At 66.2% G+C, this 24,185-nt stretch carries 25 protein-coding genes; 10 read left to right on the top strand and 15 right to left on the bottom strand.

Annotation, left to right across the window (positions count from 1 at the left end; translation table 11 throughout):
- Positions 1-88: 88 nt before the first annotated feature.
- From NMI01S_RS05265 to NMI01S_RS05255, 3 genes are all read left to right on the top strand, one after another.
- Positions 89-508 (top strand): hypothetical protein, encoded by a 420-nt coding sequence (locus NMI01S_RS05265; protein ID WP_062994882.1) that lies wholly within the window; start codon positions 89-91, stop codon positions 506-508.
- An 85-nt stretch (positions 509-593) separates the two neighbouring features.
- The gene (gene pheA / locus NMI01S_RS05260) at positions 594-1,514 is read left to right on the top strand and encodes a prephenate dehydratase (RefSeq protein WP_062994881.1); all 921 of its coding nucleotides are present in this window, start codon (positions 594-596) and stop codon (positions 1,512-1,514) included.
- The gene (locus NMI01S_RS05255; RefSeq protein ID WP_062994880.1) at positions 1,511-2,212 is read left to right on the top strand and encodes a histidine phosphatase family protein; all 702 of its coding nucleotides are present in this window, start codon (positions 1,511-1,513) and stop codon (positions 2,210-2,212) included. The genes pheA and NMI01S_RS05255 overlap by 4 nt, the downstream gene beginning before the upstream one ends.
- Here the strand turns inward: NMI01S_RS05255 and NMI01S_RS05250 are convergent.
- The 5 genes from NMI01S_RS05250 to NMI01S_RS05230 all read right to left on the bottom strand — a co-directional run bounded on the left by NMI01S_RS05250 (position 2,209) and on the right by NMI01S_RS05230 (position 6,285).
- Positions 2,209-3,042 carry an ESX secretion-associated protein EspG gene (locus NMI01S_RS05250; protein WP_062994879.1) on the bottom strand — a complete coding sequence of 278 codons (834 nt, stop codon included), beginning with the start codon at positions 3,040-3,042 and terminating at the stop codon, positions 2,209-2,211. The two genes, NMI01S_RS05255 and NMI01S_RS05250, sit on opposite strands and share 4 nt — an antisense overlap.
- Positions 3,043-4,218 carry a PPE domain-containing protein gene (locus NMI01S_RS05245; RefSeq protein WP_062994878.1) on the bottom strand — a complete coding sequence of 392 codons (1,176 nt, stop codon included), beginning with the start codon at positions 4,216-4,218 and terminating at the stop codon, positions 3,043-3,045.
- Between the two features lie 44 nt (positions 4,219-4,262).
- Positions 4,263-4,574 carry a PE family protein gene (locus NMI01S_RS05240; protein ID WP_062994877.1) on the bottom strand — a complete coding sequence of 104 codons (312 nt, stop codon included), beginning with the start codon at positions 4,572-4,574 and terminating at the stop codon, positions 4,263-4,265.
- Between the two features lie 198 nt (positions 4,575-4,772).
- Positions 4,773-5,126, bottom strand: coding sequence for a metallopeptidase family protein (locus NMI01S_RS05235; protein WP_062994876.1), 354 nt, complete (start codon positions 5,124-5,126; stop codon positions 4,773-4,775).
- Positions 5,127-5,130: 4 nt separating this feature from the next.
- Positions 5,131-6,285: a septum formation family protein gene (locus NMI01S_RS05230; RefSeq protein WP_062994875.1), complete on the bottom strand. Its 1,155-nt coding sequence runs from the start codon at positions 6,283-6,285 to the stop codon at positions 5,131-5,133.
- 105 nt (positions 6,286-6,390) lie between these two features.
- Between NMI01S_RS05230 and serS the strand changes: the two genes are divergently transcribed.
- The 3 genes from serS to NMI01S_RS05215 all read left to right on the top strand — a co-directional run bounded on the left by serS (position 6,391) and on the right by NMI01S_RS05215 (position 10,649).
- Positions 6,391-7,653 carry a serine--tRNA ligase gene (gene serS / locus NMI01S_RS05225; RefSeq protein ID WP_062994874.1) on the top strand — a complete coding sequence of 421 codons (1,263 nt, stop codon included), beginning with the start codon at positions 6,391-6,393 and terminating at the stop codon, positions 7,651-7,653.
- A 98-nt stretch (positions 7,654-7,751) separates the two neighbouring features.
- A complete protein-coding gene (locus tag NMI01S_RS05220) occupies positions 7,752-9,623 on the top strand; it encodes a putative bifunctional diguanylate cyclase/phosphodiesterase (protein ID WP_245716712.1) in 1,872 nt (623 codons plus the stop codon).
- A 51-nt stretch (positions 9,624-9,674) separates the two neighbouring features.
- Positions 9,675-10,649: a DMT family transporter gene (locus tag NMI01S_RS05215; RefSeq protein WP_062994872.1), complete on the top strand. Its 975-nt coding sequence runs from the start codon at positions 9,675-9,677 to the stop codon at positions 10,647-10,649.
- Positions 10,650-10,695: 46 nt separating this feature from the next.
- Here the strand turns inward: NMI01S_RS05215 and NMI01S_RS05210 are convergent, their stop codons facing one another.
- The gene (locus NMI01S_RS05210; RefSeq protein WP_245716711.1) at positions 10,696-11,298 is read right to left on the bottom strand and encodes a TetR/AcrR family transcriptional regulator; all 603 of its coding nucleotides are present in this window, start codon (positions 11,296-11,298) and stop codon (positions 10,696-10,698) included.
- Between the two features lie 116 nt (positions 11,299-11,414).
- On the opposite strand from NMI01S_RS05210, the gene NMI01S_RS05205 reads away from it, so the two are divergent.
- Positions 11,415-12,236, top strand: a complete 822-nt coding sequence (locus NMI01S_RS05205; protein ID WP_062995083.1) for an SDR family NAD(P)-dependent oxidoreductase — start codon at positions 11,415-11,417, stop codon at positions 12,234-12,236.
- A 23-nt stretch (positions 12,237-12,259) separates the two neighbouring features.
- On the opposite strand, the gene NMI01S_RS05200 is transcribed toward NMI01S_RS05205, so the two are convergent.
- Positions 12,260-13,843, bottom strand: coding sequence for a Rieske 2Fe-2S domain-containing protein (locus NMI01S_RS05200; RefSeq protein WP_062994870.1), 1,584 nt, complete (start codon positions 13,841-13,843; stop codon positions 12,260-12,262).
- Positions 13,844-14,039: 196 nt separating this feature from the next.
- Here NMI01S_RS05200 and NMI01S_RS05195 point away from each other — a divergent pair, with 196 nt between their 5' ends.
- Positions 14,040-14,666 (top strand): hypothetical protein, encoded by a 627-nt coding sequence (locus tag NMI01S_RS05195; RefSeq protein ID WP_062994869.1) that lies wholly within the window; start codon positions 14,040-14,042, stop codon positions 14,664-14,666.
- 92 nt (positions 14,667-14,758) lie between these two features.
- On the opposite strand, the gene NMI01S_RS05190 is transcribed toward NMI01S_RS05195, so the two are convergent.
- Entirely contained in the window at positions 14,759-15,676 is a 918-nt protein-coding gene (locus NMI01S_RS05190) for a hypothetical protein (RefSeq protein WP_062994868.1), read from the bottom strand.
- Between the two features lie 123 nt (positions 15,677-15,799).
- Here NMI01S_RS05190 and NMI01S_RS05185 point away from each other — a divergent pair, with 123 nt between their 5' ends.
- Both NMI01S_RS05185 and NMI01S_RS05180 read left to right on the top strand, forming a co-directional pair.
- On the top strand, positions 15,800-16,588 hold the full coding sequence (locus NMI01S_RS05185) for a lysophospholipid acyltransferase family protein (protein WP_062994867.1): 789 nt from the start codon (positions 15,800-15,802) through the stop codon (positions 16,586-16,588).
- Between the two features lie 37 nt (positions 16,589-16,625).
- The gene (locus NMI01S_RS05180; RefSeq protein ID WP_062995082.1) at positions 16,626-17,381 is read left to right on the top strand and encodes a lysophospholipid acyltransferase family protein; all 756 of its coding nucleotides are present in this window, start codon (positions 16,626-16,628) and stop codon (positions 17,379-17,381) included.
- 74 nt (positions 17,382-17,455) lie between these two features.
- Here NMI01S_RS05180 and NMI01S_RS05175 read toward each other — a convergent pair whose 3' ends face one another.
- The 7 genes from NMI01S_RS05175 to NMI01S_RS05140 all read right to left on the bottom strand — a co-directional run bounded on the left by NMI01S_RS05175 (position 17,456) and on the right by NMI01S_RS05140 (position 24,183).
- Positions 17,456-17,791, bottom strand: a complete 336-nt coding sequence (locus NMI01S_RS05175; protein WP_062994866.1) for a hypothetical protein — start codon at positions 17,789-17,791, stop codon at positions 17,456-17,458.
- Positions 17,788-19,116, bottom strand: coding sequence for a hypothetical protein (locus NMI01S_RS33905; protein ID WP_062994865.1), 1,329 nt, complete (start codon positions 19,114-19,116; stop codon positions 17,788-17,790). Before NMI01S_RS33905 ends, NMI01S_RS05175 begins: the two co-directional genes overlap by 4 nt.
- Positions 19,113-19,418, bottom strand: coding sequence for a WXG100 family type VII secretion target (locus NMI01S_RS05165; RefSeq protein WP_062994864.1), 306 nt, complete (start codon positions 19,416-19,418; stop codon positions 19,113-19,115). Before NMI01S_RS05165 ends, NMI01S_RS33905 begins: the two co-directional genes overlap by 4 nt.
- Positions 19,419-19,420: 2 nt before the next feature.
- Positions 19,421-19,765, bottom strand: a complete 345-nt coding sequence (locus tag NMI01S_RS05160) for a WXG100 family type VII secretion target (RefSeq protein ID WP_062994863.1) — start codon at positions 19,763-19,765, stop codon at positions 19,421-19,423.
- Between the two features lie 386 nt (positions 19,766-20,151).
- The gene (locus tag NMI01S_RS05150; protein WP_439956224.1) at positions 20,152-20,808 is read right to left on the bottom strand and encodes a hypothetical protein; all 657 of its coding nucleotides are present in this window, start codon (positions 20,806-20,808) and stop codon (positions 20,152-20,154) included.
- Positions 20,805-22,475 (bottom strand): ABC transporter family substrate-binding protein, encoded by a 1,671-nt coding sequence (locus NMI01S_RS05145; protein ID WP_062994861.1) that lies wholly within the window; start codon positions 22,473-22,475, stop codon positions 20,805-20,807. The genes NMI01S_RS05150 and NMI01S_RS05145 overlap by 4 nt, the downstream gene beginning before the upstream one ends.
- 31 nt (positions 22,476-22,506) lie before the next feature.
- Complete coding sequence (locus tag NMI01S_RS05140) at positions 22,507-24,183, bottom strand: ABC transporter family substrate-binding protein (RefSeq protein WP_062994860.1); 1,677 nt, start codon at positions 24,181-24,183, stop codon at positions 22,507-22,509.
- Positions 24,184-24,185: the final 2 nt, after the last annotated feature.

The raw sequence follows: 24,185 nt of genomic DNA, 5'->3' as shown, positions 1-24,185 counted from the left end.
CGGGACGGATACCGACGGATAATTAGGTAAACCTAAGCTAAGTCACGGCCCGTGGATACGCAAGCATTGCGCTCGCTACGGTGGAAATGTGCCGCACGATTCGTCGCCCGCCTCCGAACCCGTTCTGCTGTCATTGAGCGTGCCCGGCGCGGGCCCGTCCGATCTGGTGGACGGACTGGTCCGGCCGCCGTCGGCGAATCCCCAGGCGCCGGTGCTCGACCTGAGCCTGCCCGATGAGCGCATCGCCGAATTCCTGGTCGGCGCGGCACATTCCGATACCGGATTCGTCGCCGCGACGGGCTCGGGCGAGCGGGCGGTGGCGATCGTCGCGGCCACGGTGGCCGCGCTGTGTGGCGAGAATATCCGGACCGCGCTGACCAGCCCCGATATCAGATTCCTGCGTGGGCTGTCCGCTCCGGCCGTCCAGGCGCTGCGCGAGGTGCTGCTGGCCGTCGAGACCGAACAGGTGGAGTCGGTGACGGCGGCGCTGCGGGTGCTGACCTCCTGATCGCGCCCCGGCCACGACCTGGGCTGTTACCGCTGGGTACGCACAAACGGCGAGCGCGCAGCCAACTGCCAGTAATGTCGTATCCGTGCCGCGTATCGCCTATTTCGGACCGTCGGGAACTTTCACCGAGATGGCCCTGGCCCGACTCGAATCGGACGGGGCCTTCGACGAGCCGGTCGAGCGGATCGCCGCACCCAGTCAGGGCGCGGCGCTCGAGATGATCCGGTCCGGTGCGGCCGACGGCGCGGTGGTGCCGATCGAGAGCTCGGTCGAGGGTTCCATCTCGGCGACCCTGGACGCGCTCGCGGTGGGTCCGCGGCTGCAGATCATCGCCGAAACCGAGCTCGACGTGGCGTTCACGATCGTCGCGAAACCCGGAACGGAGCTGTCGCGGGTGCGCACCGTCGCGGCCTACCCCGTGGCGGCCGCGCAGGTGCGGTTGTGGCTGGCGGATCGGATGCCGCAGGCAACGCTGTACACCTCGGCCTCCAACGCGGCCGCGGCCGAGGATGTGGTGGCCGGCCATGCCGACGCCGCGGTCTCGACCACCCTGGCCGGTCAGCGGCTGAACCTCATCGAACTGGCCACCGGCGTCGCCGACCACGACCAGGCCATCACCCGTTTCGTGCTGGTCACCCCGCCCCGTGTGGCGCCGGCCCGCACCGGCGCCGACCGCACCTCGCTGGTGGTGCTCGAACTGGCGAACGAACCCGGTTCGCTGATGCGGGTGTTCGCCGAATTCGCCACGCGCGGTGTGGATCTGACCCGCATCGAATCCCGGCCGACGCGCACCGGGATGGGTACCTATCGCTTCTATCTGGACTGTGTCGGCCATATCGACGACACCGCCGTCGCCGAGGCTCTCAAGGCGCTGCACCGGACCGCCGGGCGGATCCGCTATCTGGGCTCCTGGCCGGCCAGTTCACCGAGTGGTTCGCCGCCGCCCGCCGACGAGCCGGCGGCGGCCTGGTTGGACGATGTGAAAAAGGGGGTGGACGCCTCATGAGTGAAACCGGTGCGAACCGCGATCCCGTCCACGGTTCCGGCAGGTTGGTGCTGGTCCGTCACGGCGAGACCGAGGGTAATGTCGCGAAACTTCTGGATACCCGGGTGCCGGGTCTACCGCTGACCGAACGCGGTGTGGCTCAAGCGAAGTCGTTCGCGGCGCGGCTGGCCGTGCCGCCGGTGCGGTTGTACTCCTCGGTGGCGCTGCGTGCCCAGCAGACCGCGGGCCATATCGAATCGGTGACCGGTGTGGCGGCCGAAGTGGCCGACGGTGTGTACGAGGTGCAGGTCGGCGAACTGGAGGGGCAGAATTCCGAAGCGGCGCATCGGGAATTCCAGCGGGTCTACCGTTCCTGGCATCTGGGTGAGCTGCATACGCGGCTGCCCGGCGGCGAATCCGGCGAGGAGGTCCTCGAGCGGTATCTGCCTGTGCTGGAACAACTTCGGGACGACTACCTGCTTCCCGGCTCGGAGTCGCGCGACGTGCTGCTGGTCAGCCACGGCGCCGCGATGCGGCTGGCGGCCCGTGAACTCACCGGCGTCGCACCGCCGTTCACGACCAACAACCATCTGGACAACACCGAGACCATCGAGCTGGCGCCGACCGCCGACGGCGGTTGGACCTGTGTGCGCTGGGGCCGCTACACCCCGCCGTTCGGATACCAGGTCGAACCCAAGGCCGACGACCCGATGGGTTAGCCGATTCCGGGCGACGCCGGTTTGAAATCCGCACGTAGCGGGAGCTTGTCGATGAGGTCCTTGATCGCGGTGCGCAATCGGCCCGGTGTCCCGCTGGCCAGCGAGGTCCACATGACCTCGTCGTCGGACCGGGTGGTGACCCCGATGAAGCGCCCGTTTCGGGTGTTGTACACCGCGATCATTCCGTCGGAGATGTCGCGGCTGGCATCGTTGTACACCACGCCGACGATCGAAGCGTGCGAATGGATTTCGACCAGTGCCGAGGCCAGCGCCTGCGCGTCGCGGGGCGGCCGCCCCACTCGGCCCAGGCGCTGCGCGGTGGTCGCGGCATCCCCGGCATCACCGAGAATCGGCTTGAGTTCCTCGGTCAGAACATTCATTCCGCTGAGCTCGAGCGCCTCCGCGGGACCCAGCGCCGCCATGATCGTGCCCGGCAGGTCGTGTCCGGCCTCGTCGATGCTGTAGGAATTCGGCCCGCGAAGGGCGACGACATCGAGGTCGTCGCCCTTCGCCAGGCAGAATCGGTTCACTCGGTCGCCGACATACCAGCGCATCGAGATCACCCAGTGCGGGCGGTACAGCCCGCGCAGCCGGTCTTCGAGGTCGTGATGCACGACTCCGTCGATGAGCAGCTCACGCGCGGTGAGCGCTTCGGCGGCCGCGGTCATCGCCCGATCGTGGTCGACCACATTGTCGTAGCGGCCCCTCGCATCCAGTACGACAGGCACCTCGTCGATCTCCAGTTTCTCGAGCAGAAACTGCATCTCGTCGAGCGACAACACGACCGACTCGAGCATCGACGGCCCGCGGCCGGCGCCGAGCACGGTCACTTAGCGCGCTCCCGCGGCCGGGTCCGCTCCGATGACACCGGGTGCGATGACCCGGCCGTCGGCGAAGTGCTCGCCCCGCAGGTAGTCGTTGCCCTGGTGCTCACCCTCGTCGTCGTCGCTGTTCACCTGGCGGCCCAGCAGCGGGTTACCGGCGGCGTTGTTCGCGCGGGCCGGAGCCGGTGCGCCCATCTGCGCGACGGGTGCCGCCTCCGCTACCGGAGCGGTCGCGGCCGGAGCGCCGATCACGTTGCCGGCGCCCCAGCCCTCGGGGAGCTGTAGCGTGCCCGCACCGTTGCCGATGCCGACGGAGCTTCCACCGAAGGACACGGCACGCGTGGCGGCCGCGGCGCCACCGGCGGCGGCGACACCACCCATGCCGCCCATCATCATCGGCGACATGCTCGCGGCGGGCGCGGCATGGCTGGTCGCCGCGGCGATCGCGGTACCGGCCACATTGCCCACCGTGGACACGCCCGTCGTCGCCACCGATCCGGCGACATTGGCCGCCTGGGTGGCGGCGCTGATCACGCCCGGATCGGTCGCGAGCGCTTGCGCCACACCGATGGCCGTCTGCACCGGGTCGCTGCTGGTGTTCTGCGAAGCCGCCTCGGCACCGCTGTCGGCCACCCCGGCGCCCGCCGCGATCGGCGGCGGCGTCAGGAACTCGGCCGGAGTCGCCGTCATGGCCTCGACGGTGGATTCGTAGGTGTCCATGACCAGTGCGGCCTGCACATCCAGCGCGGCCTTGGCGGCTTCCGCCACCTCGGCACTGCCGTCCAGATCGCCACCGTGGCCATGTGCCGCGATGCGCGCGGCATCCACCGCGGCGATCTCCGGCAGGCTCGGCATGGCAAGGGTGGCAACGGTATTGGCGGTGGCATGGGCGGACGCCTTGGCCGCCATCGCCGCCGCCTGCATGCCCTGCTGTTCGGCCCAGCCGGTGAAGCCGGCGAGTTTGGTCAGTGCGACGGCACCGTTGAGACCGACCAGGCCGACACCCAGTTCGGCCATGACCCGGGTGACGGTGGCGGTCGCGTCGACCCACGCCGCCGTGAGACCACCCCATGCCGTGGCCGCGGCAGCGGCCGGAACGGCGTGCGGACCCGCGGTCAGCAGACTCGAGTTGCCCTCGGCGAGCCGGGGCAGCCAATAGATTCCGGTGATCCCTGCAGTCATTGTCTCTCCCCTGAACGAATGGTGTGGTGAAGGATCGGCGCCGGTCAGAACTGAATCGCGGCGGTGCCGGCCGCGTTGACCGCGTCCTCGGCGAGGTACGAGGCCAGCTGCTGACGCAGGATCGCGGCGGCGTGGTGCAATTCGAGAATGGCCTGCGCGGCCGCGCGGTCGTGGCTGAGCGCGCCCTCGTTCAGATGGGTTGCCGCGGCGACGGACACCTCTTCGGCGCCGGCGGGGACGACGTGGGTGGCCGGGCCGCTCAAAGCGGCGGCAGCCGTGAGACGTTCGGCGAGCAGATCGAGTTCCGCCGAGGCCGCGAGGACGACTTCGGGCTGTACACCGAGCAAACCAACCATGACTCGAACTCCTTCTTGTGGCGGCTGTGCAAGTGTCGAGGCCGCCCGAGCCCAGTGCTGTTCCGGCACAGAGGATCCGGCAGACCCGTCGGTGGAACCACGAGAATTCCCCCTACGAGATGATTGGACGCGACGGCCCCCGGTTCGGTTCCCTCGAGTCACGAATCGATTCGACTTTACCCGCTACGCGCGGAAAGACTAGCCCCAACCGAGCTGATGCAGCCGTTCTTCGTCGATCCCGAAATAGTGAGCTATCTCATGGATCACCGTGATGGCCACTTCCTCGACGACCTGCCGTTCGTCGTCGCACATTTCCAGAATCGTGTCGCGGTAGATGGTGACGGTGTCCGGTAGCGCGCCGCCGTACTGACTGTCCACCCGGTCGGTCAGCGCGATGCCGTGATACAGCCCGAGCAGATGCGGATCCTCGGGATTGCGGGCCTCGATCAGCACCACCACGTTCTCGATCGCCCGGCTGAGTGCGGGCGGAATCGTATCCAGCGCATCGCCGACCAGTTCTTCGAACCGGCTCTCCGGCATCGACACCGGCATGGTGTCAGCGCTGCGGTGGAATCGGCGCGGGCGCCGCGCCCGGCAGCGGCGCCGGGGTGGAACGCCCGGAACTCGGCGGCGGCACCGGGGCCTGGCCGTCGATCAGCACATCGCCCTTGGCCGATCCGGTGATGGTCGCGAACCCGTCCTGAGAGCCCTTGCCCACCAGGCAATTCAGTTTGTGACTGCCGACCAGCCAGCTGCGAGCGTCGAGGTTGTCCCAGAAGATGGTCAGCGTCTTGTTGATCAACGCGTCCTGACCGCCGAGGTAATCGCCTGCGGCGCGGGCGCATTCGTCCTGCATGAACTTGTCCTGATCGGCGTTCGCCGGCGGGCCGCCGTTGAAGTGGGTGCCGAGATCCACCGTCGACATCACCTCGTAGGCGTGCGGCTGACCGCAGGTGACCGGTTCGTTGGTCGGCAGATTCTGATTGATGCCGATGCAGGTCCCCGCATCGAAGACGCGGGACTGGTCGCTGTCGCGCACCCGGCCCACGGTCTGCTGCGTCGCGCTACCCGTGGCGCTCACCAACTGCAATCCGCACCGGATGGTCCGGTCCCCGTTGCGCCAGCCCGGTTCACCCGGGTTGACCATGCCGACCACGAACCGCCCCCGCGGGTCGAGCCGGCCACCGAGGTAGGCGGCCGCGGCCGAGGCGCAGTGTTCGTCGCGCAGTTCGCCGAAGCGCAGCGAATCGGGGAAGGCCGAGCCCGGCCCGAATTCGCGACCCGGATATTTGCTCAGATCGATGTCGGCGGTCACCTCGAACAGATGTTTGTCGGCGCAGTTGACCTTGGTCAGATCCAGGGTTTTGGCGCTGGTCCAGGTGAGGCAGTCACCCGACTTGGCGGAGCCGAAGGCGGCGTCGGCGCGGCCGGCGGGTGCCTTGCCCGAACCGGGATCGTGCACCTCCAACCCGTGCGAACTGCGAAATCCCGAGATGGACAGCGTCACCAGGGCCGCCACCACCGCACCGACGGCGACCGCGAGCAATCCCCACCGCAGCCGATGCGGATGCAACGCCTTGCCGTCCCCGGAGCGTTTCCCGGCGCCCGGCAACGGGCGGCGACGGTTCGCCCCGGCACGCCTGCGGCGAGGCATGTCGGATTCTTCGTTTCCCGGTTCCGGCGCCGCTGGCGCCCCATCGTCGGAGGACATCGCCGTCCATCATGGCAGGCGCCGCGCGGGGCCTGCCACGATCGGTTCGGATTTCACCGGATCCACAGAAAATGCGGTGGACACCTCCCACTAGGCTGATTGCCCATGATCGACCTCCGATTCCTGCGCGAGAATCCCGAAGCGGTCCGTGCCTCGCAGCGTGCCCGCGGTGAGGACCCGGCGCTGGTGGATGCCCTGCTCGAGGCGGATGCCGCCCGCCGCGCCGCGGTCGCGACGGCGGACAACCTGCGCGCCGAGCAGAAGGCGCTGGGTAAGAAGGTCGGCAAGGCGTCCCCGGACGAGCGCGCGACGCTGCTGGCCCACGCGCAGGAGTTGTCGGCGAAGGTGAAGGAGGCCGAGGCCGCCGAGAATGCCGCCGACGCCGAACTCGACAGCGCCCACCGCGCGATCTCGAACGTCGTGCAGGAGGGCGCACCCGCGGGCGGCGAGGACGATTTCGTTCTGCTCGAAACCGTGGGCGCTCCCACCGAATTCGACTTTTCCCCGCGCGATCATCTCGACCTGGGCGAGGCGCTCGGACTGATCGATATGGAACGTGGCGCCAAGGTCTCGGGCGCCCGGTTCTACTTCCTGACCGGCTACGGCGCCCTGCTGCAGCTCGGTCTGCTGCAGTTGGCCGCCCAGCGCGCGGTCGCCAACGGTTTCACCATGATGATCCCGCCGGTACTCGTGCGCCCGGAGATCATGGCCGGAACGGGCTTCCTGGGGCAGCATTCGGCCGAGGTCTACCACCTCGCAGACGATGATCTGTACCTGGTCGGCACCTCGGAGGTCCCGCTGGCCGGCTACCACTCGGGTGAGATCCTCGATCTGAGCGACGGCCCGAAGCGCTATGCCGGCTGGTCGTCGTGTTTCCGTCGCGAGGCCGGCAGCTACGGCAAGGACACCCGCGGCATCATCCGCGTGCATCAGTTCGACAAGGTCGAGATGTTCGTCTACTGCCGTCCCGAGGACGCCGATGCCGAACATCGCCGCCTGCTGAACTGGGAGAAGGAGATGCTCGCCGCGATCGAGGTCCCGTATCGGGTCATCGATGTCGCCGGTGGCGATCTCGGCAGCTCGGCGGCTCGCAAATTCGACTGCGAGGCCTGGGTGCCGACCCAGCAGACCTATCGCGAACTCACCTCGACCTCGAACTGCACCACCTTCCAGGCTCGCCGCCTGTCGGTGCGGTACCGGGACGAGAACGGCAAGCCGCAGATCGCCGCGACGCTCAACGGCACTCTCGCGACCACCCGGTGGATCGTCGCGTTGCTGGAAAATCACCAGCAGGCCGACGGCTCGGTCCGGGTGCCCGCCGCGCTGGTTCCGTTCGTGGGGCGCGAGGTGCTCGAGCCGTCGCGCTGACGGTCGCGGTGATGATCGCGGCGCGGCAGCGGTGACTTCGGCCTCGAATCCGGCGGTTGTCACTATGGCTATGCACCGCGTTGTCTAGGCTGGACGGCGTGCGAGGACTCGGGTCTCGCGGCGATACCCGCACGCAGGTTCGGGCGGCATCGGCGCTGGCGACGGCAATGGTCATGGCTCGGACCACCGGGGCGTTCTACGTCATGGGTGGGGTCCTGGGCCTGCTGATCACTGCCATCGCACCGGGAGACGAGGGCAACCGCCCGCTGGTCGGCTCGGCCGCCGCGGTCGCGCTGTTGCTCGGCGTGAGCCTGCTGATCTGGGGCCCACGTCAGCCGCACTGGGTGCACCACGGGTATGTCGCGGTGGCGACCGTGCTGGTCACCATCGCCGTGCACTGGTTCCCGAACACCGTCGGCGCGATCACGCTCGCCGCCTTCTACGTCTTCGTCGCCGCCGATGCCGCGATCTTCTTCGCCTGGCGGCTGGCCGGGGCGCACGTGGGCTTCGCGGTCGTGCTCTGTCTGTGGGTGGTGCCGTCCCGGGGTCTGCCCTGGTGGTCGGGCATCATTCCGGCCGGTATCACGGTCGGCGTCGGCATCGTGGTCGGCATCCTCACCCGGATGGCCTCGGACGCCGATATCGATACTCTCACCGGGTTGTTGAACCGCCGCGGTTTCGATCGTGCGCTCAACGGCGCCATCGGACATGCCGGGCGGACCGGGCAGGGCTTGGCGCTGGTCCTGGTCGACCTGGACCGGTTCCAGAAGATCAACGATCATCTCGGGCATCGCGCGGGCGATGCCGTGCTGAAGCGTGTCGGTGACACCTGGTCGAAACTGCTGGGCCCGGATCAATTGCTGGCCCGATACGGCGGCGACGCGTTCGCGCTGTTGTTGCCCAACACCACCGAACAGGCCGCGATCCTGCTGACCGAACAGCTGCGTGCCGCGGTCACCACGGGATGTTCGGCGGGTGTCACCTCCTGGCAGCCCGGCGAATCCGGATCGCTGCTGGTCAGCCGCGCCGACGTGGGTCTGTACCGAGCCAAGCAGGCCGGGCGCAACCGCACGGTGCTGGAGTCGTCGCGGCAGCTGCCGCTGGCGGTCGAACTGCGCGAGGCCATCGATACCGGTGCGCTGGACGTGCACTATCAGCCCATCGTGAGTCTCGGTGAGGACGGCGCCCAGGCGGTCGGCGTGGAGGCGCTGCTGCGCTGGTCGTCCAACGCTCAGCCCGATGTGACCACCGAGGGGCTGATCCGGGTCGCCGAGGAATACGACCTGATCTCCGACCTCGACGAGCTGGTCCTGCGGCGCGCGTGTGCCGATGCGGCCCGGCTGCAACAAACCTTCGCCCAGCTCGATCTGACCCTGAACGTCAACGTCAGCGGTCTCGAATTGGCCGAGAGCAACTATGCCGACCGGGTCTCGGGCATCCTCGCCGATACCGGCTGGCCGGCCGATCAGCTCGTCCTGGAGGTCACCGAGAGCGAACTGGCAGCCGAATCCCAGACCGCTATCGCGAATCTGCACCAATTGCGCGACAGCGGCGTTCGGATCGCCATCGACGATTTCGGCACCGGCTACTCCTCGCTGAGCCGATTGGCCACCATCCCCAGCGACATTCTCAAGGTCGACCAGTCGTTCGTCGCCGCGATCCGGTCCGATTCGCCCGCCCCGCCGCTGCTGGGAGTGATTGCGGCACTGAGCAAGTCGCTGGATCTGCAGGTGATCGCCGAGGGTGTGGAAACCGAATACCAGGCGGCCGTGCTGACCGAACTCGGCTTCGCGCTCGCCCAGGGCTATCACTACAGCGATTCGCATCCGGTCTCCGAGCTGATCAGCGATATGAACTCCAACCGCGGGCTGGTCGGCGCCGGTGCGACCGATCGGGATCTCGCCGCCAAGGGCTGGGTCCCGTTGGACAACAACGGTTTCGATCCGGAGAGCTCGATCCGTCGCAGCTGACCCGATCAGGGATGCGGCATCGGCTCGGCCGGACCCACTACCGTGGCGGATATGACCGCGGCCCGTGAACGAACCGACGTGCGGCGCTGGATCGGTGTCCTGCTGGGCCTGTGCTGCGGCGCCGGTGTGGCGGTCCAGGCGCGAATCAACGGTGATCTCGGCGATCGGCTGAACGACGGAATCGCCGCGGCGGTCATCAGTTTCGGCTCCGGTCTGATCCTGCTCCTGATCGTCAGCGGTTTCAGCGGGCGGATGCGCACCGGTCTGGCCGCGATCCGCCGCTCTGTGCACGCCGGCTCGCTGCGGTGGTGGCATCTGCTGGGCGGTCTGTGCGGCGCGTTCTTCGTTGCCTGTCAAGGATTGTCCGTGGCCACGATCGGTGTCACCGCCTTCACGATCGCGGTGGTCGCCGGTCAGTTGACCAGCGGTCTCGTCGTGGACCGTCTGGGTGTGAGCCCGGCCGGCGTCACGCCCGTGACGCCGGTGCGGCTCGGTGCGGCGGCACTCGCGGTCGCCGCGGTCGGTGTTGCCGCCCTGGGGCGCTCCGGCGGCGAATCCGGTTCCGGCGCGGGCGCGGCCTATCTGCTGATCGCGCTGCCCGCCCTGGCGGGACTCGGTTTGGCCTGGCAGCAGGCGGTCAACGGACGGCTGGCGACCGTCGGCGGGCCGGTGCCGGCCACCACGATCAATTTCGCGACCGGAACCGCGGGCCTGCTGGTGGTGGAGGCGGCGCAGCTCGCGCGGATCGGTTGGCCCACCGGCTTTCCCACCGAACCATGGCTCTACCTCGGCGGCGCGATCGGGGTTTTCTTCATCGCGGTGGCGGCGCTGATCGTGCGCTGGATCGGGGTGCTCCTGTTCGGCCTGACCTCGGTGTCCGGCCAGCTCATCGGTTCGGTGGTACTGGATGTCGTCGCGCCGACGGGCACCCACCTGTCGGTGCTGACCGTCGTCGGCTGCGTACTGACGCTGCTCGCCGCCGCCGTCGGCGTTCTCGCGCAGGGCCGCACCACCGAACAGGCCTGACGACGGCTGCCGCGAAACAGCGCTCGCGCGAACCGCTTTCGTGGTTTCAGGGCCGGAAGGCGCGCAGCGTGTGCTCTACCAGCGCATCGGCATACGCGTCGTCGAGCGGCCCGTACCGCAGCAGCCACCGCTGATATAGCGGGGCGTAGAGCATTTCGAGCATCAGGTCGAGGTCGGCATCCGCGCGCACCTGCCCGGCCGCCTGCGCGCTGCGTAACCGTGCCTTCTTGGCGTCGTCGACGGGACGCCGCAACTGCCGGTCGTACTGCGCGGCCAGCTCCGCATCGTTGATGATCTCGGTGTTGAGCGCCCGCACCGGCTTCTCGAATTTCGCGTCGGCGAATTCCGCGACCGTCGCCCGCATCACGAGCTTCAGATCCGCCTCGATATCCCCGGTGTCCGGCAGCGAAATGCCCTCTCCGTCGGTGTCGCTCAGGTCCAGGAACGATTCGAAGATCACCGCCCCCTTGGACGGCCACCAGCGATAGATCGTCTGCTTACCGACGCCCGCACGCGAGGCGATCGCCTCGATCGAGACCTTCCGATATCCGACCTCGGAGAGCAGGTCGCGGGTGGCGCTCAGAATCGCCTGCCGCGACTTCTCGCTGCGCCGGGAGCCGGCCGGTTCGGATTTCGCGGTATCGGACACGCGGTCGACCATAGCAGCTCACACGAGACGAGACGGGTCGTCTTGACACGTCGCGGAATGATCAGCACACTGTGTCGAGACGAGACGGACCGTCTCATTATGAGAGGATGTGGGATATGACCACCGGTAAGACCTGGTTCATCACCGGCGCTTCCCGTGGGCTGGGGCGTGCGTTCACCGAAGCCGCCCTACATGCCGGTGATCGAGTGGTCGCGACCGCCCGCGATGTCGGACCGCTCCGGGATCTGGCCGCCGCGCATCCCGATCGGCTGATTCCGCTCGGCCTGGACGTGGCGGATCGCCGGGCCGTATTCGAGGTCGTCGAGCGGGCCGTCGCGCTGGTCGGGGAGCTCGACGTCGTGGTGAACAACGCGGGCGGCATGCTCTACGGCATGGTCGAAGAGGCGACCGAGGACCAGATTCGCGCGCATCTGGATGTGAACTTCTTCGGCGCGGTGTGGGTCGTCCAGGCCGTGCTGCCGCAGCTGCGCGCCCAGGGGCACGGCCGCATCCTGCAGGTCACCTCGATGGGAACCGCCGGCGGTATGGCCGCCGTCGGCTACTACGGAGCCGGCAAGGCGGCACTGGCCTCGCTCACCGAAGCCCTGGCGATGGAGGCCGAACCCTTCGGCATCAAGGTCACCAATCTGGAGATGGGCGGCTACGACACCGGCCTGTTCACCGCGGGAACGACCGCGACCGAGGCCCTGCCGCAGTACGAGCCACTGCGTGAAGAGCTGGCACGCATGTGGGGCGACGAATCCGGGCCGGCGCCGAGTTCGGCCGCGCCGGTGATCATGAAACTGGTCGAACTCGACGATCCGCCGCGACGTCTGATCGTGGGCGGCACTTCCTTCGATCAGGTCGCCGAACTCTATGCGGCACGCTCCGAAGGGTATCGAGCCTGGGAGTCGCTCAGCCGGTTGGCGCCGGGCTGAGGCGGTGAACTATTCGCCCCTGTTCACAACTTGCGCGAACGAAGTTCGTGCCCCTTGGACGTCTTGCATCGCCCGCTCTCCAGATCCCACTGCCAGCCGTGCAGATTGCAGGTGAGCGTATTGCCCTCCACCACACCGAATTTCGACAGATCGGCCTTCAGGTGCGGGCAGCGTCGCTGCACTTCCCAGCCGGCTAGCTCGGTCGAGGCGGAATCGTCGTGTGCCTCGGCGAACCAGCCGTCGGCATAGGCGATGCGCTCGTCGGTGAGGCATTTGAAGAAGGTGTAGAGGAATTCGTTGTAGCCACCGATCCGCCACGCCTGGAAGCGGGTCGACAGGAAGATGGTGTTCACCCAATCGGGTTCGTTGTCGCGCAGCACGGTGCGTACCAGCTGCGGAGCGATGCGGAACCCGTACCGGTACTTACCTTCTCCCTCGATCGGCCCGCGCACCAGCCGCTTCGGGAAGTCGAGCACCACGGTTTCGTCGCCCATGACGAGCCCGACCGGATAGCCGATCCCGTCGCAGATCAGATCGCTCTGCGCCATGATCGGTTCGAACAGCTCCTTGAGCCGGGGAAGCAGCGGCGTGCCGTCTTCGATTGCCCAGGAAGCCTTCTCGCGTTCCAGCACCGGCGCCATGCGCTGCGCCATCCGCTCGATGTAGCCGGCCTTGTCGTCGTAGATCTCGGCCGGATCGAACGGATGGGTCAGATCCAGGTCCTTCCCGCGCCCTGCGGAGCCTTCCGCGCTGCCGCGCACCGTGGCGACCGAACCCGGAATCATCAGCACCCCACCGGGATTCCCGTGGATGCGCATCTGCTCGAGGAACACCATCTGGTCCGGGAAGATATTGCCGTTGTCGGCGGAGTAGCGGTTCTCGCCGTCGTCGTTGAGGTAGCGCAGTTCGTCGTCGAGGAACACCGGCGGTCCGGCCGAGGGCACCACCCAGGTGGCGCCGACCTGCTCGATGTAGCTGCGCGCGCGGTCCATTCCGCGCTGCCGCTTCTGCTTGCCGAAATTCGCCTTGGTCTTGCTCGGGATGTCGTAGACCATCGGGTACCAGATGGCGCCCGAGTACTGCAGCAGGTGGATGTCGATATGGCCGAACTGTTCGTGCAGGACGTCCATATCCACCGGCCGGGCGTCGTTCATGTTGAAGCACACGGTCTCGCGATCGGAGACGACCAGGCCCGAATCACCGATCGGCCCGTCGGCCGGCGCCCGCAGCGCGATGATCATGATGTCCAGTTCGTGCCCGTCCCGGCCGGTGATCGTGTGCTTGACCGAGTCCTGGGTTTCGAAGAATTTGTGGAAGCCCAGCTTCTCCAGTTCGCGCTGCAGATCCGGCACCGGATAGTCCGGCAGCAGGACGGTGGCGTCCTTGTTCACGTGGTCGAGCAGATTCTTCGCGTCGAAGTGGTCGCGATGCAGGTGCGAGACGTAGAGGAAATCGCAGTTGCCCAGCTCGTCCCAGTCCAGCCCGGTGTTGTCCGGGAACGGGATCCACGACGCGAAATAGGCCGGGTTCACCCACGGATCACAGAGGATCGTCCCGGCCGCGGTGCGGATGTGGAATCCGGCATGTCCGACGCTGGTGATCTGCACGAAGAAGTCCCTCCTGAACCCGGCTACCAGCCACCCAGGGTAGCGGTTGAACGGGCTTCCGCAGCCTGAGGGGCGCTTTCGAAGGCCTCGATACCGGTTATTTCCGAGCTATTGCCTTGGCCGTCGGACCGGCGCAGTGTAGAGGTGCACGGTGGCGCCACCGGGGCGCTGCCCCGAGTACAGAGGAAGTGGACCCGTGTACGCACGTTCTACGACTATCCAAGCCAAGACCTCCGCGATCGACACCGGAATCGCGCATATGCGCGACGAGGTGATGCCGGCCCTGGAGAACATGCCCGGCTGTGTCGGGATGTCGTTGCTCGTCGACCGGAAGTCCGGTCGGTGCATCGCGACGACGTCCTGGGAATCCGAGGAGATGATGCGCGAGAGCGCCGATCGGGTGCGTTCGCTGCGTGATCGCGCCGTCCGACTGCTCGGTGCCGATTCGGCGCGGGTCGAGCAGTGGGAGGTCGCGGCCATGCACCGTGATCATCGCCTGCCCGAAGGCGCATGCGCCCAGCTCACGTGGGCCAAGTCCGACGATACGAGCCGGTTCGACACGGCGATCGACACCTACAAGTCCATGGTGGCGTCGCAACTGGAACAGATGCCGGGGTTCTGCAGCACGAGCCTGCTGGTCGATCGGGCGAACGGGCGCGGTGTCGCGTGCGAGACCTTCGAAAGCGCCGACGCGGTCGAACGCAATCGCGAACAACTCGCCACCCTGCGCCGCGAAGGAACCCGCCGAGCCGGTGTCGACGTGCTCGAAGTCGGCGATTTCGAGGTCGCCCTCGCGCATCTGCGCGTCCCCGAACTGGTCTGAGCGGCAGGCGGATCGCCGTCGCGCCCACGGTCATCTCGCGACGTTGCGGTTACCCGCGGGCTATCGCGATGAGGCTGGCCCGCTCCCGCGTATCACGCCGAGACGTCGCCGATGCAGTATCCGTTGTCCGTCGCTTTCACGGTGTATGTCCGTTCCTGCTGGCTGCCGCCCGCCGTGACCGTCGCGGATATGGACAGGTATGTGCTGTTCAGAGCCGTGGAACTGAGCGACTGATCGGCGAAAGCGCTCGGCGAGGTGAGTTTGGCCGCATTCGTGGCCAGCGGCGGGCGCGATGTGCGTCCGGTGCCGTTCGGATCCCACGCGGTGGCGGCGGTGCACACCAGGGGATGGGTGCTTTCCTGGTCCGCCGCGTCGATCAGATGTCCGGTCTGGCGTGACAGATAGCGCCGGACAATGTGGCGGGCGTCGGCGGTCTGGGCCTCGCTGCCGGTGCCGAAACCGATCTCGGTGCCGGCGGGGTAGACCCGTGGGCAGGCATATCCGGTGGCGATATCGGTTCGCTCGGCGACGACGGTCACCGCGTCGGAGGCTCCGCTCGCCGACTTCCAGACGAGGGCGGTTCCGTTGTCACTGCCGGGCTCGGCCAGCGCCGCCTCGATGGCCTGCTTGTCGGAGTACATCGTCTCGACGTTGCGGGGAGCCATCGTCCAGCACTTGGCTTCCATTTCCGCCGGGGTGAGTTGCCGCAGATCGGTCACCCAGCGGGTCATGGCGTCGGTGGCCTGCGGATCGGCCGTGACGAGGGCCACCGCTACCGCGGGTTCGGGCGCTGCCGGAGCGGGAGCGGCGATCCGCGAGGACGTCGGAGCGGCGGATTGCGTTGCCGCGGGGGAATTCTCGGACTTGTGATAGTCGGTGCCCTCGATGCCGACCTGCGAATCACATCCGGCGAGGATGCCCGCGACCACGATCGCCAGACCACCTGCCCGCACCGCCGGGAACCGCCTGCCGAATCGCGCCGCCCGTCCGGTATGCAGCACCACGCCCATACCCCCTCGTGGTTTCCGGCCGCCTGCACGCGATGCTGGATTGGGGCTTTCCACTGCGCTGAACCTCGTTTTCTGTGCGGCGGTCGGTAGCGAAAATGTGACAGCGACTACGCTAGCGGAATTGTGGAACCCGTATACCGGACGATCATCGGCCTGGCCCGGACCGTCTTCTTCGTACAGGGACTGAAATTCGACGTCACGGGCGCTGAGAACATCCCCGCGCAGGGCGGCGCGGTCATCGCGATCAACCACACCGGCTATATGGACTTCACCTACGCGGGCCTGCCCGCGCGGACACCGAAGCGCTACATCCGGTTCATGGCGAAGAAGGAAGTCTTCGACAACCCGATCTCCGGGCCGATCATGCGCGTGCTGCGGCACATCCCGGTCGACCGTGGGGCCGGCGCGGACTCCTACAAGGCGGCCGTGGACTATCTGCGCCGCGGCGAACTGGTCGGGGTGTATCCCGAGGCGACCATCAGCCGCAGCTTCGAGATCAAGGAATTCAAATCGGGTGCCGCCCGGATGGCCGTCGAGGCCGGGGTCCCGATCGTCCCGATGACGATCTGGGGTGCGCAGCGCGTCTGGACCAAGGGACATCCGAAACGCCTGGGCCGCACCAACACCCCCATTTCGATCGCCGTCGGCAAACCGATCTTCCCGCCCGCGGAGGCGGATGAGAAGGCGGTCGCCGAACTCACCGAGACCGTGCGCGCGACCATGCAGGACCTGCTGCTCGGCCTGCAGAAGGACTACCCGCACGAGCCCGGCGCATACTGGGTTCCGGCCCGCTTGGGCGGCGGCGCACCGACACTGGAGGAAGCCGACGCGATGGACGCGGCCGAGGCCACGGCGAAAGCGGAGGCGCGCGCGGCACGCCGTGCCGCCGAAACGGGAGATGCCGACTCCTGACGGCAGGGGCGGCCCGGCAGTACCAGGAGTGTCACCGATGACGCGAGAACCCGTTTTCGACGTCCTCACCGGATTGGTCCGCGCCATCTTCTGGGCACAGGGCCTGAAGATCGACATCGTCGGCGGCGAGCACATCCCGCGCACCGGCGGTGCGGTCCTGGCCGTGAATCACACCGCCTACCTGGACTTCATGGAGGTCGGGCTGGTCGGCCGCGAATCGGGCCGCAACGTCCGCTACATGATGAAGGCAGAACTCGAACACGGCGTCGTCGGCTGGCTCATGAAGCAGTGCAAGGCGATCGGCGTCGACCGCACCGCGGGCGCCGAATCCTACGCCCGCGCCGTCACCGCCCTGCGCGACGGCGAAATCGTCGTCGTCTACCCCGAAGCCACCATCAGCCGCAGTTTCGAACTGAAGGAATTCAAATCCGGCGCCGCCCGCATGGCGATCGAAGCCGACGTCCCCATCGTCCCCATGACGATCTGGGGCGCCCAGCGCGTCTGGACCAAAGACATCCCGAAACAACTGGGCCGCCACAACTTCCCGATCCACATCCAGGTAGGCGACCCCATAGCCCCCGTCGACCACGCCGACGACCTCACCGCCACCCTGCGCTCCAGCATGGAGAAACTGCTCGACGCGGCACAACGGGACTACGACATGCCGCCGGGCGCCCGCTGGGTCCCGGCCCGATTGGGCGGCACCGCCCCGACCTTGGAGCAGGCGAAGGTGCTGGAACGCGAGGAGATGGAACGGCGCGCGGCCGCGAAAGCCAAACGCGCACAAGGGTGAAGACGCTCGACGCGAAACGATCGGAGGCTTCGCCGCTGCTGTGATCGTCCGTGTTCGGTCCCGGGTGCATAAGCTCAGGATGCAAACATCGTGATGTCATCCAGTGCATCCTCCGCTCGCCCCGCCGTCGCGCGGTCGTCCAGGAGAGCTCGCAAGGCAGGAACGACACGCTCTTTGTCGATCGAGCCGTGTAAACGGGCGAGATGTCCGAGCGCCGTCGCAGCGACTGCGCGAATACGCCAGTCTGAACTGGCAAGCAGTTCCAGTGCCCGGTCGGTCACCCACTCCAAGTCAGGGTCGTGCAGTGCAAGCCGGAGGATCGCTTCACTAGCCGACTCCGAATCCCCCGAGTCGATCATGCTCAGGGCGGTATCTCGGTCGAGAGGCTCCAGTCGTTGATATGTGTTCATCGCGGTTTACCTTTTCTGTCGACGATACCTGTGTTCACCAAGGCGTTCTGCATGTCCGGGGTGAGCTGATCCCAGCTTCGCTGATGTCCGTGATAGATGCCCGATTCCGGGTGTGTTTCATCGAAAACATCGAATTCCCCGGTATCGGCGTCGTACCCGACTCGTCTGCTCGTCGTCGGCTTGATTAGCACCGAGCGCTCCAGTGTTTCCTGGCCATGAGTGGGCTCTGGTGCGGCGGTGCCGCGCTGGTCTTTTCCGTGCTTCGGCGACCCTTCATAGGTCAGCGCACCCGGTTTCCCGCTGGAGTCGATCTCCGCGCGCATTGCGATGATGACGGAGAGGCGGTCTATGGTTCCATCGAGTCCATCTGTTGGAACACTATTGAACGCATCGATGACTCCCTTCGAACGGGCATCAAGCGAAGGCAAGCCGAGAACGATCGGCATTGTGCTCGCCCGGTAGGCACTTTGGATCGCGTCCATGGTGCCGTCGACGGACACTTTGCTGCCGCGTACCGCCATGCTTTCTGAAAGTCCTACATCGAACAGACGTCCTGAACGACCGTGTCGCGGAACGGCTTCGACGCCGGCGCTCCCTTCGCTCAGATTGATCGTGTCGGCGCAGGCTGTGGCCAACGTCGTCGTTGCTTCGTAATAGTCGCGGATCGGCGGAGTCAGGTATCCGGCGGCCAGTGAAACAAGCTGGGCGCCGGCCCGGATATCGTTCAGACGATGCTGTATTTCGTATCGATGGATATTGTCGTCCATTCCGGTGAAGAGATCCGAGATCAGTATGATGTGGTCGGCAGCGCCGGATATGGCACTATTTTCGGCGAAGGCTTGCCACGTCTCGTGAGCCTTCTGCAGTTTGTCCGCGTCCCCGTTCGGAATCATCCCGAAAGATTTGACAACCTTGCGAAACAAATCATCGAAAAAATCCTTTGCACCGCCATTATCGCCGAATCCCACCCCGCTACCGCGTGTCGAAGGCGGCAAGACGACCTTGTATTCGCTGACCTGACTGATATCCGGCTGGGGCGGAGGAGGATCCGATTTATTTGCGACGCCCCAGTTGTAGCCTTGAGCGTACAACACAGCGCCGTAGTTGGTCAGTGCATTGGCCAGGCTAGCGCAGGCCTGCAAGGTGCTGCGGGCTGCCTCGTCGTATGCCTGTCCCCATTCTTTGCAGCCCGGAGCGTCTCCGGCCATTCCGTCGCACTGCCCTTTGATGGCTTCGTGAACCGGTTTGTCTGCGGTGCGGATGCTTTCGGCCAAATTTCGGCATTTGGCGGCTGCGTCGTAGTACGTCTCCCAGTCGAGGATCACTGCTGTCCGCTCTGCAGCATGCGCCAATTGAGCTCGAGAGCCCGGGTGTAGGCGGCATGGGCCTCCTTGGCGGCATCGCTCATATCCTTGATGCCTTCAACGAGTTCTTTTGCCCCGCTCACCCATTCGCGGTGTGCGTCGTCGTACGCACGGGCGGCCACGCCTTCCCAGCCGGTGCCCTGCAAACTCGCCACTCGCTGTTCGATGTCGGACAGGTGGTCTTCGATGAAGGCGGCCAGTCCGGACAGGCGGGAGACGATATGGTCGAGGCGGTCGAGGTCTACCGAGAATCGCGAGGCCACAGTCAGGTCCAGTTCAGAGTCGGGATGTTCAGAGCTGCGGCACTGCTCGCGTCGACCGACTGGAACGTTTCGGCGGTCACGCCGAGCTTTTCGGCCAACGAGGCGAGGGCATGAAAGATCTGCCTGCCACCGTCGTGGACTTCGGTCCAGCCTTCGGAAAACTCATCGGCGTAATCGCCGGTCCAACTGTCGGTCAGCAGTTCGCCGACATCTTTGGCCGCAGCGTCCATCGCGTTGCTGAGCGTTTCGGCCAGACCGTAGATGTAGACACCCGTGTCTCGCACCTGCTCCGGAACTACCGAAAAATCTTGTCCGGGACTCGGTACGTTCCCCCCACTGTCACTCACGAAGCGATGCTAAGGGATGGCCGAACGCCGGTCCAGAATCAACTGCTGCGCCGGACGCATGGAGAACATGTCGAAGACCACTTTACGAGGAAGCCATGTGCGGCAACGTAATCGACGTCGACGACCTCACCGCCGCCCTGCGCTGCAGGATGGAGAAACTGCTCGACTCAGCGCAACTGACGACGACACGCCACCCGGTGCCCGGTCGGTCTCGGCCCGATGGGGCGGCACCGCACCGCCATTGGAGCAGGCCGAGGCTCTGGAACGCGAGGAGATGGAACGGCGCGCGGCCGCGAAAGCCAAACGCGCGCAAGGGTGAAGACGCTGACCCGGGCCCAGCGCTTCGATGCCCGGCCGCCACCGCTGCTCCTCGGCCCTCGATCGCCTCAGCTCGGATCCGATCCCCGGATGGCGGCGAACCAGGTGGCGGTAGCCGCAGCGACCACCGTCGCGCCGGCGAAGACGGGGAGGCCGCCGCCGGCGACGTAGATCCAGAACAGGCCGGCGAAGGGGGCGACGACGGCGAATTGGGCGTCGAGGAGGAGGCGGCGGCCGAGGCGGGTGGCTGCTGCGGCGTGGGCCGGGCCGTCTGGGTCGGGGCGGGTCGGGTTGTCGATCAGGCGGCCCTGCGGTTCGGAGTCGCGGACCGCGCCGGAGGCGAACAGGCGGTGGCCGTGCACGACCACGGCGGCGTCACAGTCGGCATCGGATTCCGTGAGGACGACCAGTGCCGGATCGAAATAGACCGGCAACCAACGGGTTCGGCCGCCGGAGCTCAGTTCCAGCCACGATCGGCTGACCAACCGGTTCTGCTGGCGTACCCGCTTCACCCGGAAGGTCCCCGCCGGAATCGTGCGCCACGGCACCACCCCGAACGCCACTGCCAATCGAAACCCGCTGTACAGCAGCACAACCAGCGCCACCGCCGCCAACATGGCCGATTGCTCCGAATCGGCGAACGGCGCCCAGGCGATGCAGATCACCAGGGCGCCGATCGTGGTGAGAACCGGATAGGCCAAGGCGTGGCCGGTACCGGAAATCACTTCAGGTAGCCGACTTTCGTCCAGTCGAGGGTGGCCAGGCCGCGCGCGCCGTAGTTGGCGAGGTTGGACCGGGCCGCGACGATGCCGGGCGACTGCAGCAGCGGGAGCGAATGACCCTCGGCGAAGACCTGGCGGTCGACCTGGTTGGCCAGATCGATGGCCTTGGCCGGATCCAGTTCGGAGACCGTCTTCTCGATCAGGTCGTTGAGTTCCGGGGAACCGATATGGCCATAATTGCCCTGCCAGTTGTTCGGGTCGTAGCCCCAGATCTGGCTGATGCTGCCCAGGGGGAACGGGTCACCCACCCAGGAGAATTGCGCCAGATCGAAATCGCCCTTCTGGAACACATTGGTGAACAAGCCCTGTCCCGGCCGAGTATCGATCGTGAGTTTGACGCCGATCTTGGCGAGGTTCTGCTGCATGATCTGCGCCATCTGCACCCAGGACGGATCGTTGTACATCACATCGCGGATCTCCAGTTTGCGGCCGTCCTTCACGCGCACGTCGCCCTGCACTTTCCAGCCGAGGGCGTCGAGTTCGCGGGCGGCGGCGTCGGGGTCGTAGGGCAGGGCGTTGTCCTGGTAACCCTTCTGCCCCTCCAGGTAGATGTGATTGTTCAGCGGTTTGGGTTCGGCGACCAGACCGTTCTGAATCGCGTTCGCGATGCCCTGCCGATCGATGGCCTTCGAAACGGCTACGCGAACCTTGGGATCCTCCAGAATCGAACCGGGAGCGCCGTTGAAGGTCAGATGCGACCATTGCAGCGCCGGCGCGCGGCGGATGGAAACATTCGGAACACCTTGGGCCGTCACCAGATCGCCACGGCTGCCGATTCCGATCGCGTCGAGTTCGTTGTTCTGCAGTGCGGGCACCAGTGCGGCCGAATCGAGCACGCTGAAATTGACGGTGTCGAGTTTCGGCGGCGCACCCCACCATTTCGGGTTGCGTCCCAGCGTGATCCGCCCCTGAGTTCGGTCGGTGGATTGGACGGCGAACGGTCCGGCCGTCACCTTGATGCCATCGACGAGACTCTTGTTGAATGCCTCCGGATTCGAGGTCACCGACTTCGGGTACAGCATGCTGTTGCCGGAGAATTGACCCTGCCATTCACCGAAGTGCTTGCTGAATGTCAGCACCGCCTGGCGATCGTCGGCGCCGCGCTCGACCTTCGCGACGCGATCGAAACCCATGTTGTTGGCGATCAGGTACTCCGGGTTGCGACCGCTCAGCGCCTCGGCCTGAGAGGCGATGTCCTCCCAGGTGATCGGCGTGCCGTCCGTCCACACCGCCTTGGGGTTGATGGTGTATGTGACGGTCTGCGGATCGGTGCCGGTCAACTCGACATTGGTGAAGTAGTCGGTGTTGAGATGGGTGCCACCGGCGGCATCGATGCTGAATGCCTGTGGCAGCATCGGTCGTTCGACCGCGGTGATGTCGTAGTTGTTGCCGTCGATCTGGAGGTTGTTCCAGTTCGGCGGGAATTCCGAGATCGCCAACCGCAGGCTGCCGCCGTCGCGTAGGTCGGCGACGTCGTGCGGATTGATGTCGTTGGTCGTGCCGAGAGCGGAGCTCCCGGTCCCGGTCGTGGAGCCCGAACACCCCGACAGCAGCAGTCCGCACGCGACGGCGGGGATCGCGAGCCGGGTTATTGTCGAACGAATCCGCATGGTCTCGTTCTCCTTTCGTCGGGACGGGCGGCTAACTTACGAAGCCGATCTTGGTGTAGTCGTAGGAGGCCAGGCCCGGAGCACCGTAGTTGGCGACGGTCGTGCGCACGCCGTAGTTGCCCGGATCCTGGGTGAGCGGCAGCGAGAAACCCTCTTCGAAAACCTTGCGGTCCACTTGATTCGCGAGGTCGATAGCCTTTCTCGGATCCAGTTCGTTGAGGGTCTGTTCGATCAGCGCGTTCAGTTCGTCGGAGCCGATGCGTCCGAAATTGCTCTGCTCGTCATCGGGATGGTAGGCGTAGATCTGCGGAATGCTGCCCAGAGGGAACGCGTCGCCGGCGAAGAGGAACTGCGCGGCGTCGAAATCGCCGGGAATCATCACATCGGTGAAGAAACCTTGTCCGGGCCGGGTGTCGATGGTGAGTTTCGCCCCGATCTTCGCCAGATCGCCCTGAACGATCTGAGCGACTCGCACCCAGGTCGGGTCGTTGTACATCACGTCACGTATTTCGAGTTTCCGTCCGTCCTTCACCCGCACGTCGCCCTGCAACTTCCAGCCCAGGGCGTCGAGTTCGCGGGCGGCGGCGCCGGGATCGAAGGGCAGGCTGTTGTCCTGATATCCCTCCTGGCCCTGGACGAAGATGTGATTGCCGAGCGGCTTCGGATTCGCAACCAGGCCGTTTTCGATGGCGTTCGCGATACCCTGCCGGTCGATCGCCTTCGAAATCGCCACGCGCAATGCGGGATCGGCGAGAATCGAGCCGGGCGAACCGTTGAAGGTGATGTGGCGCCACAGATTTCCTGGAGCGTGCCGGACGACCAGTTCCGGACTGCTGCGCACGGTGGCGAGATCCTCGATGGAGGTCAGTCGCGCGGCATCCAATTCGTTGTTCTGCAGGGCGGCGGCGTAGGCCGAACGGTCCAGCACGCTGTAGGTGATGGTGTCGAGTTCGGGTTTGTCGCCCCACCATTTCGGATTGCGCGCCAGTACGATCCGGCCCTGCGTCCGGTCGGTGGACTGCACCACGAACGGACCGGAGGTCAGCGTGATTTTGTCGGCGAGTGCGTGATTGAACGTTTCCGGGTCGGCGGTCACCGATTTCGGATACAGCATGGCGTTGCCTGCGAATTGTCCGCGCCAGTCGGCATAGTGCTGTTTGAAGGTGATCACGGCCTGGCGGTCGTCGACGCCGCGTTCCACCTTCTCCACCCGATCGAAGCCGTTGTTGATCGCGATAAGATAGCGCTTGTCGGTACTCGACAGCGCATGCGCCTGGGAGGCGATGTCCTCCCAGGTGATCGGCGATCCGTCACTCCACACCGCTTCGGGATTGATGGTGTAGGTGACCTGCTGCGGGTCGGTGCCGGTGAGCTGGATATCGGTGAAATAGTCCTTGTTGATCGTCAATTGACCCGCGGCGTCGATCACGTAGGAGCGCGGCATCAATGGCCACACGACCTCGCCGATCTCGAGTTCGTTTCCGTCGGTGGACAACGTATTCCAGTTGGCCGGAAAAGCGCTGATCGCGAGCCGCAGGTTACCGCCGTCGCGTACCGCGTCGCGCGGTTGCGGGTTGATGTCGTTGGACGCGCCCAGTGCGCTCGGCCCTGTGGTGGTGTCGAGACCGGAACATCCGGCCGAGGCGAGGCCCATCCCGGCCGCGACGACGACAACAGCACAACGTAGTGCCCGCGAACGTATCCTCACGA

Source organism: Nocardia mikamii NBRC 108933 (genome assembly GCF_001613505.1).
In the GTDB taxonomy this organism is placed as follows: Bacteria; Actinomycetota; Actinomycetes; order Mycobacteriales; family Mycobacteriaceae; genus Nocardia; species Nocardia mikamii.
Note: the sequence above shows the minus strand (reverse complement) of the source record. Positions and strands in the feature narration are given on the sequence as shown.

What these genes read in the sequence shown, in the direction of transcription:
- NMI01S_RS05255 (WP_062994880.1), top strand. Translation starts at nt 1,511, where the DNA reads ATGAGTGAAACCGGTGCGAACCGCGATCCCGTCCACGGTTCCGGCAGG.
- NMI01S_RS05245 (WP_062994878.1), bottom strand. Translation starts at nt 4,218, where the DNA reads ATGACTGCAGGGATCACCGGAATCTATTGGCTGCCCCGGCTCGCCGAG.
- NMI01S_RS05240 (WP_062994877.1), bottom strand. Translation starts at nt 4,574, where the DNA reads ATGGTTGGTTTGCTCGGTGTACAGCCCGAAGTCGTCCTCGCGGCCTCG.
- NMI01S_RS05235 (WP_062994876.1), bottom strand. Translation starts at nt 5,126, where the DNA reads ATGCCGGTGTCGATGCCGGAGAGCCGGTTCGAAGAACTGGTCGGCGAT.
- NMI01S_RS05230 (WP_062994875.1), bottom strand. Translation starts at nt 6,285, where the DNA reads ATGTCCTCCGACGATGGGGCGCCAGCGGCGCCGGAACCGGGAAACGAA.
- serS (WP_062994874.1), top strand. Translation starts at nt 6,391, where the DNA reads ATGATCGACCTCCGATTCCTGCGCGAGAATCCCGAAGCGGTCCGTGCC.
- NMI01S_RS05215 (WP_062994872.1), top strand. Translation starts at nt 9,675, where the DNA reads ATGACCGCGGCCCGTGAACGAACCGACGTGCGGCGCTGGATCGGTGTC.
- NMI01S_RS05205 (WP_062995083.1), top strand. Translation starts at nt 11,415, where the DNA reads ATGACCACCGGTAAGACCTGGTTCATCACCGGCGCTTCCCGTGGGCTG.
- NMI01S_RS05190 (WP_062994868.1), bottom strand. Translation starts at nt 15,676, where the DNA reads ATGGGCGTGGTGCTGCATACCGGACGGGCGGCGCGATTCGGCAGGCGG.
- NMI01S_RS05180 (WP_062995082.1), top strand. Translation starts at nt 16,626, where the DNA reads ATGACGCGAGAACCCGTTTTCGACGTCCTCACCGGATTGGTCCGCGCC.
- NMI01S_RS05175 (WP_062994866.1), bottom strand. Translation starts at nt 17,791, where the DNA reads ATGAACACATATCAACGACTGGAGCCTCTCGACCGAGATACCGCCCTG.
- NMI01S_RS05145 (WP_062994861.1), bottom strand. Translation starts at nt 22,475, where the DNA reads ATGCGGATTCGTTCGACAATAACCCGGCTCGCGATCCCCGCCGTCGCG.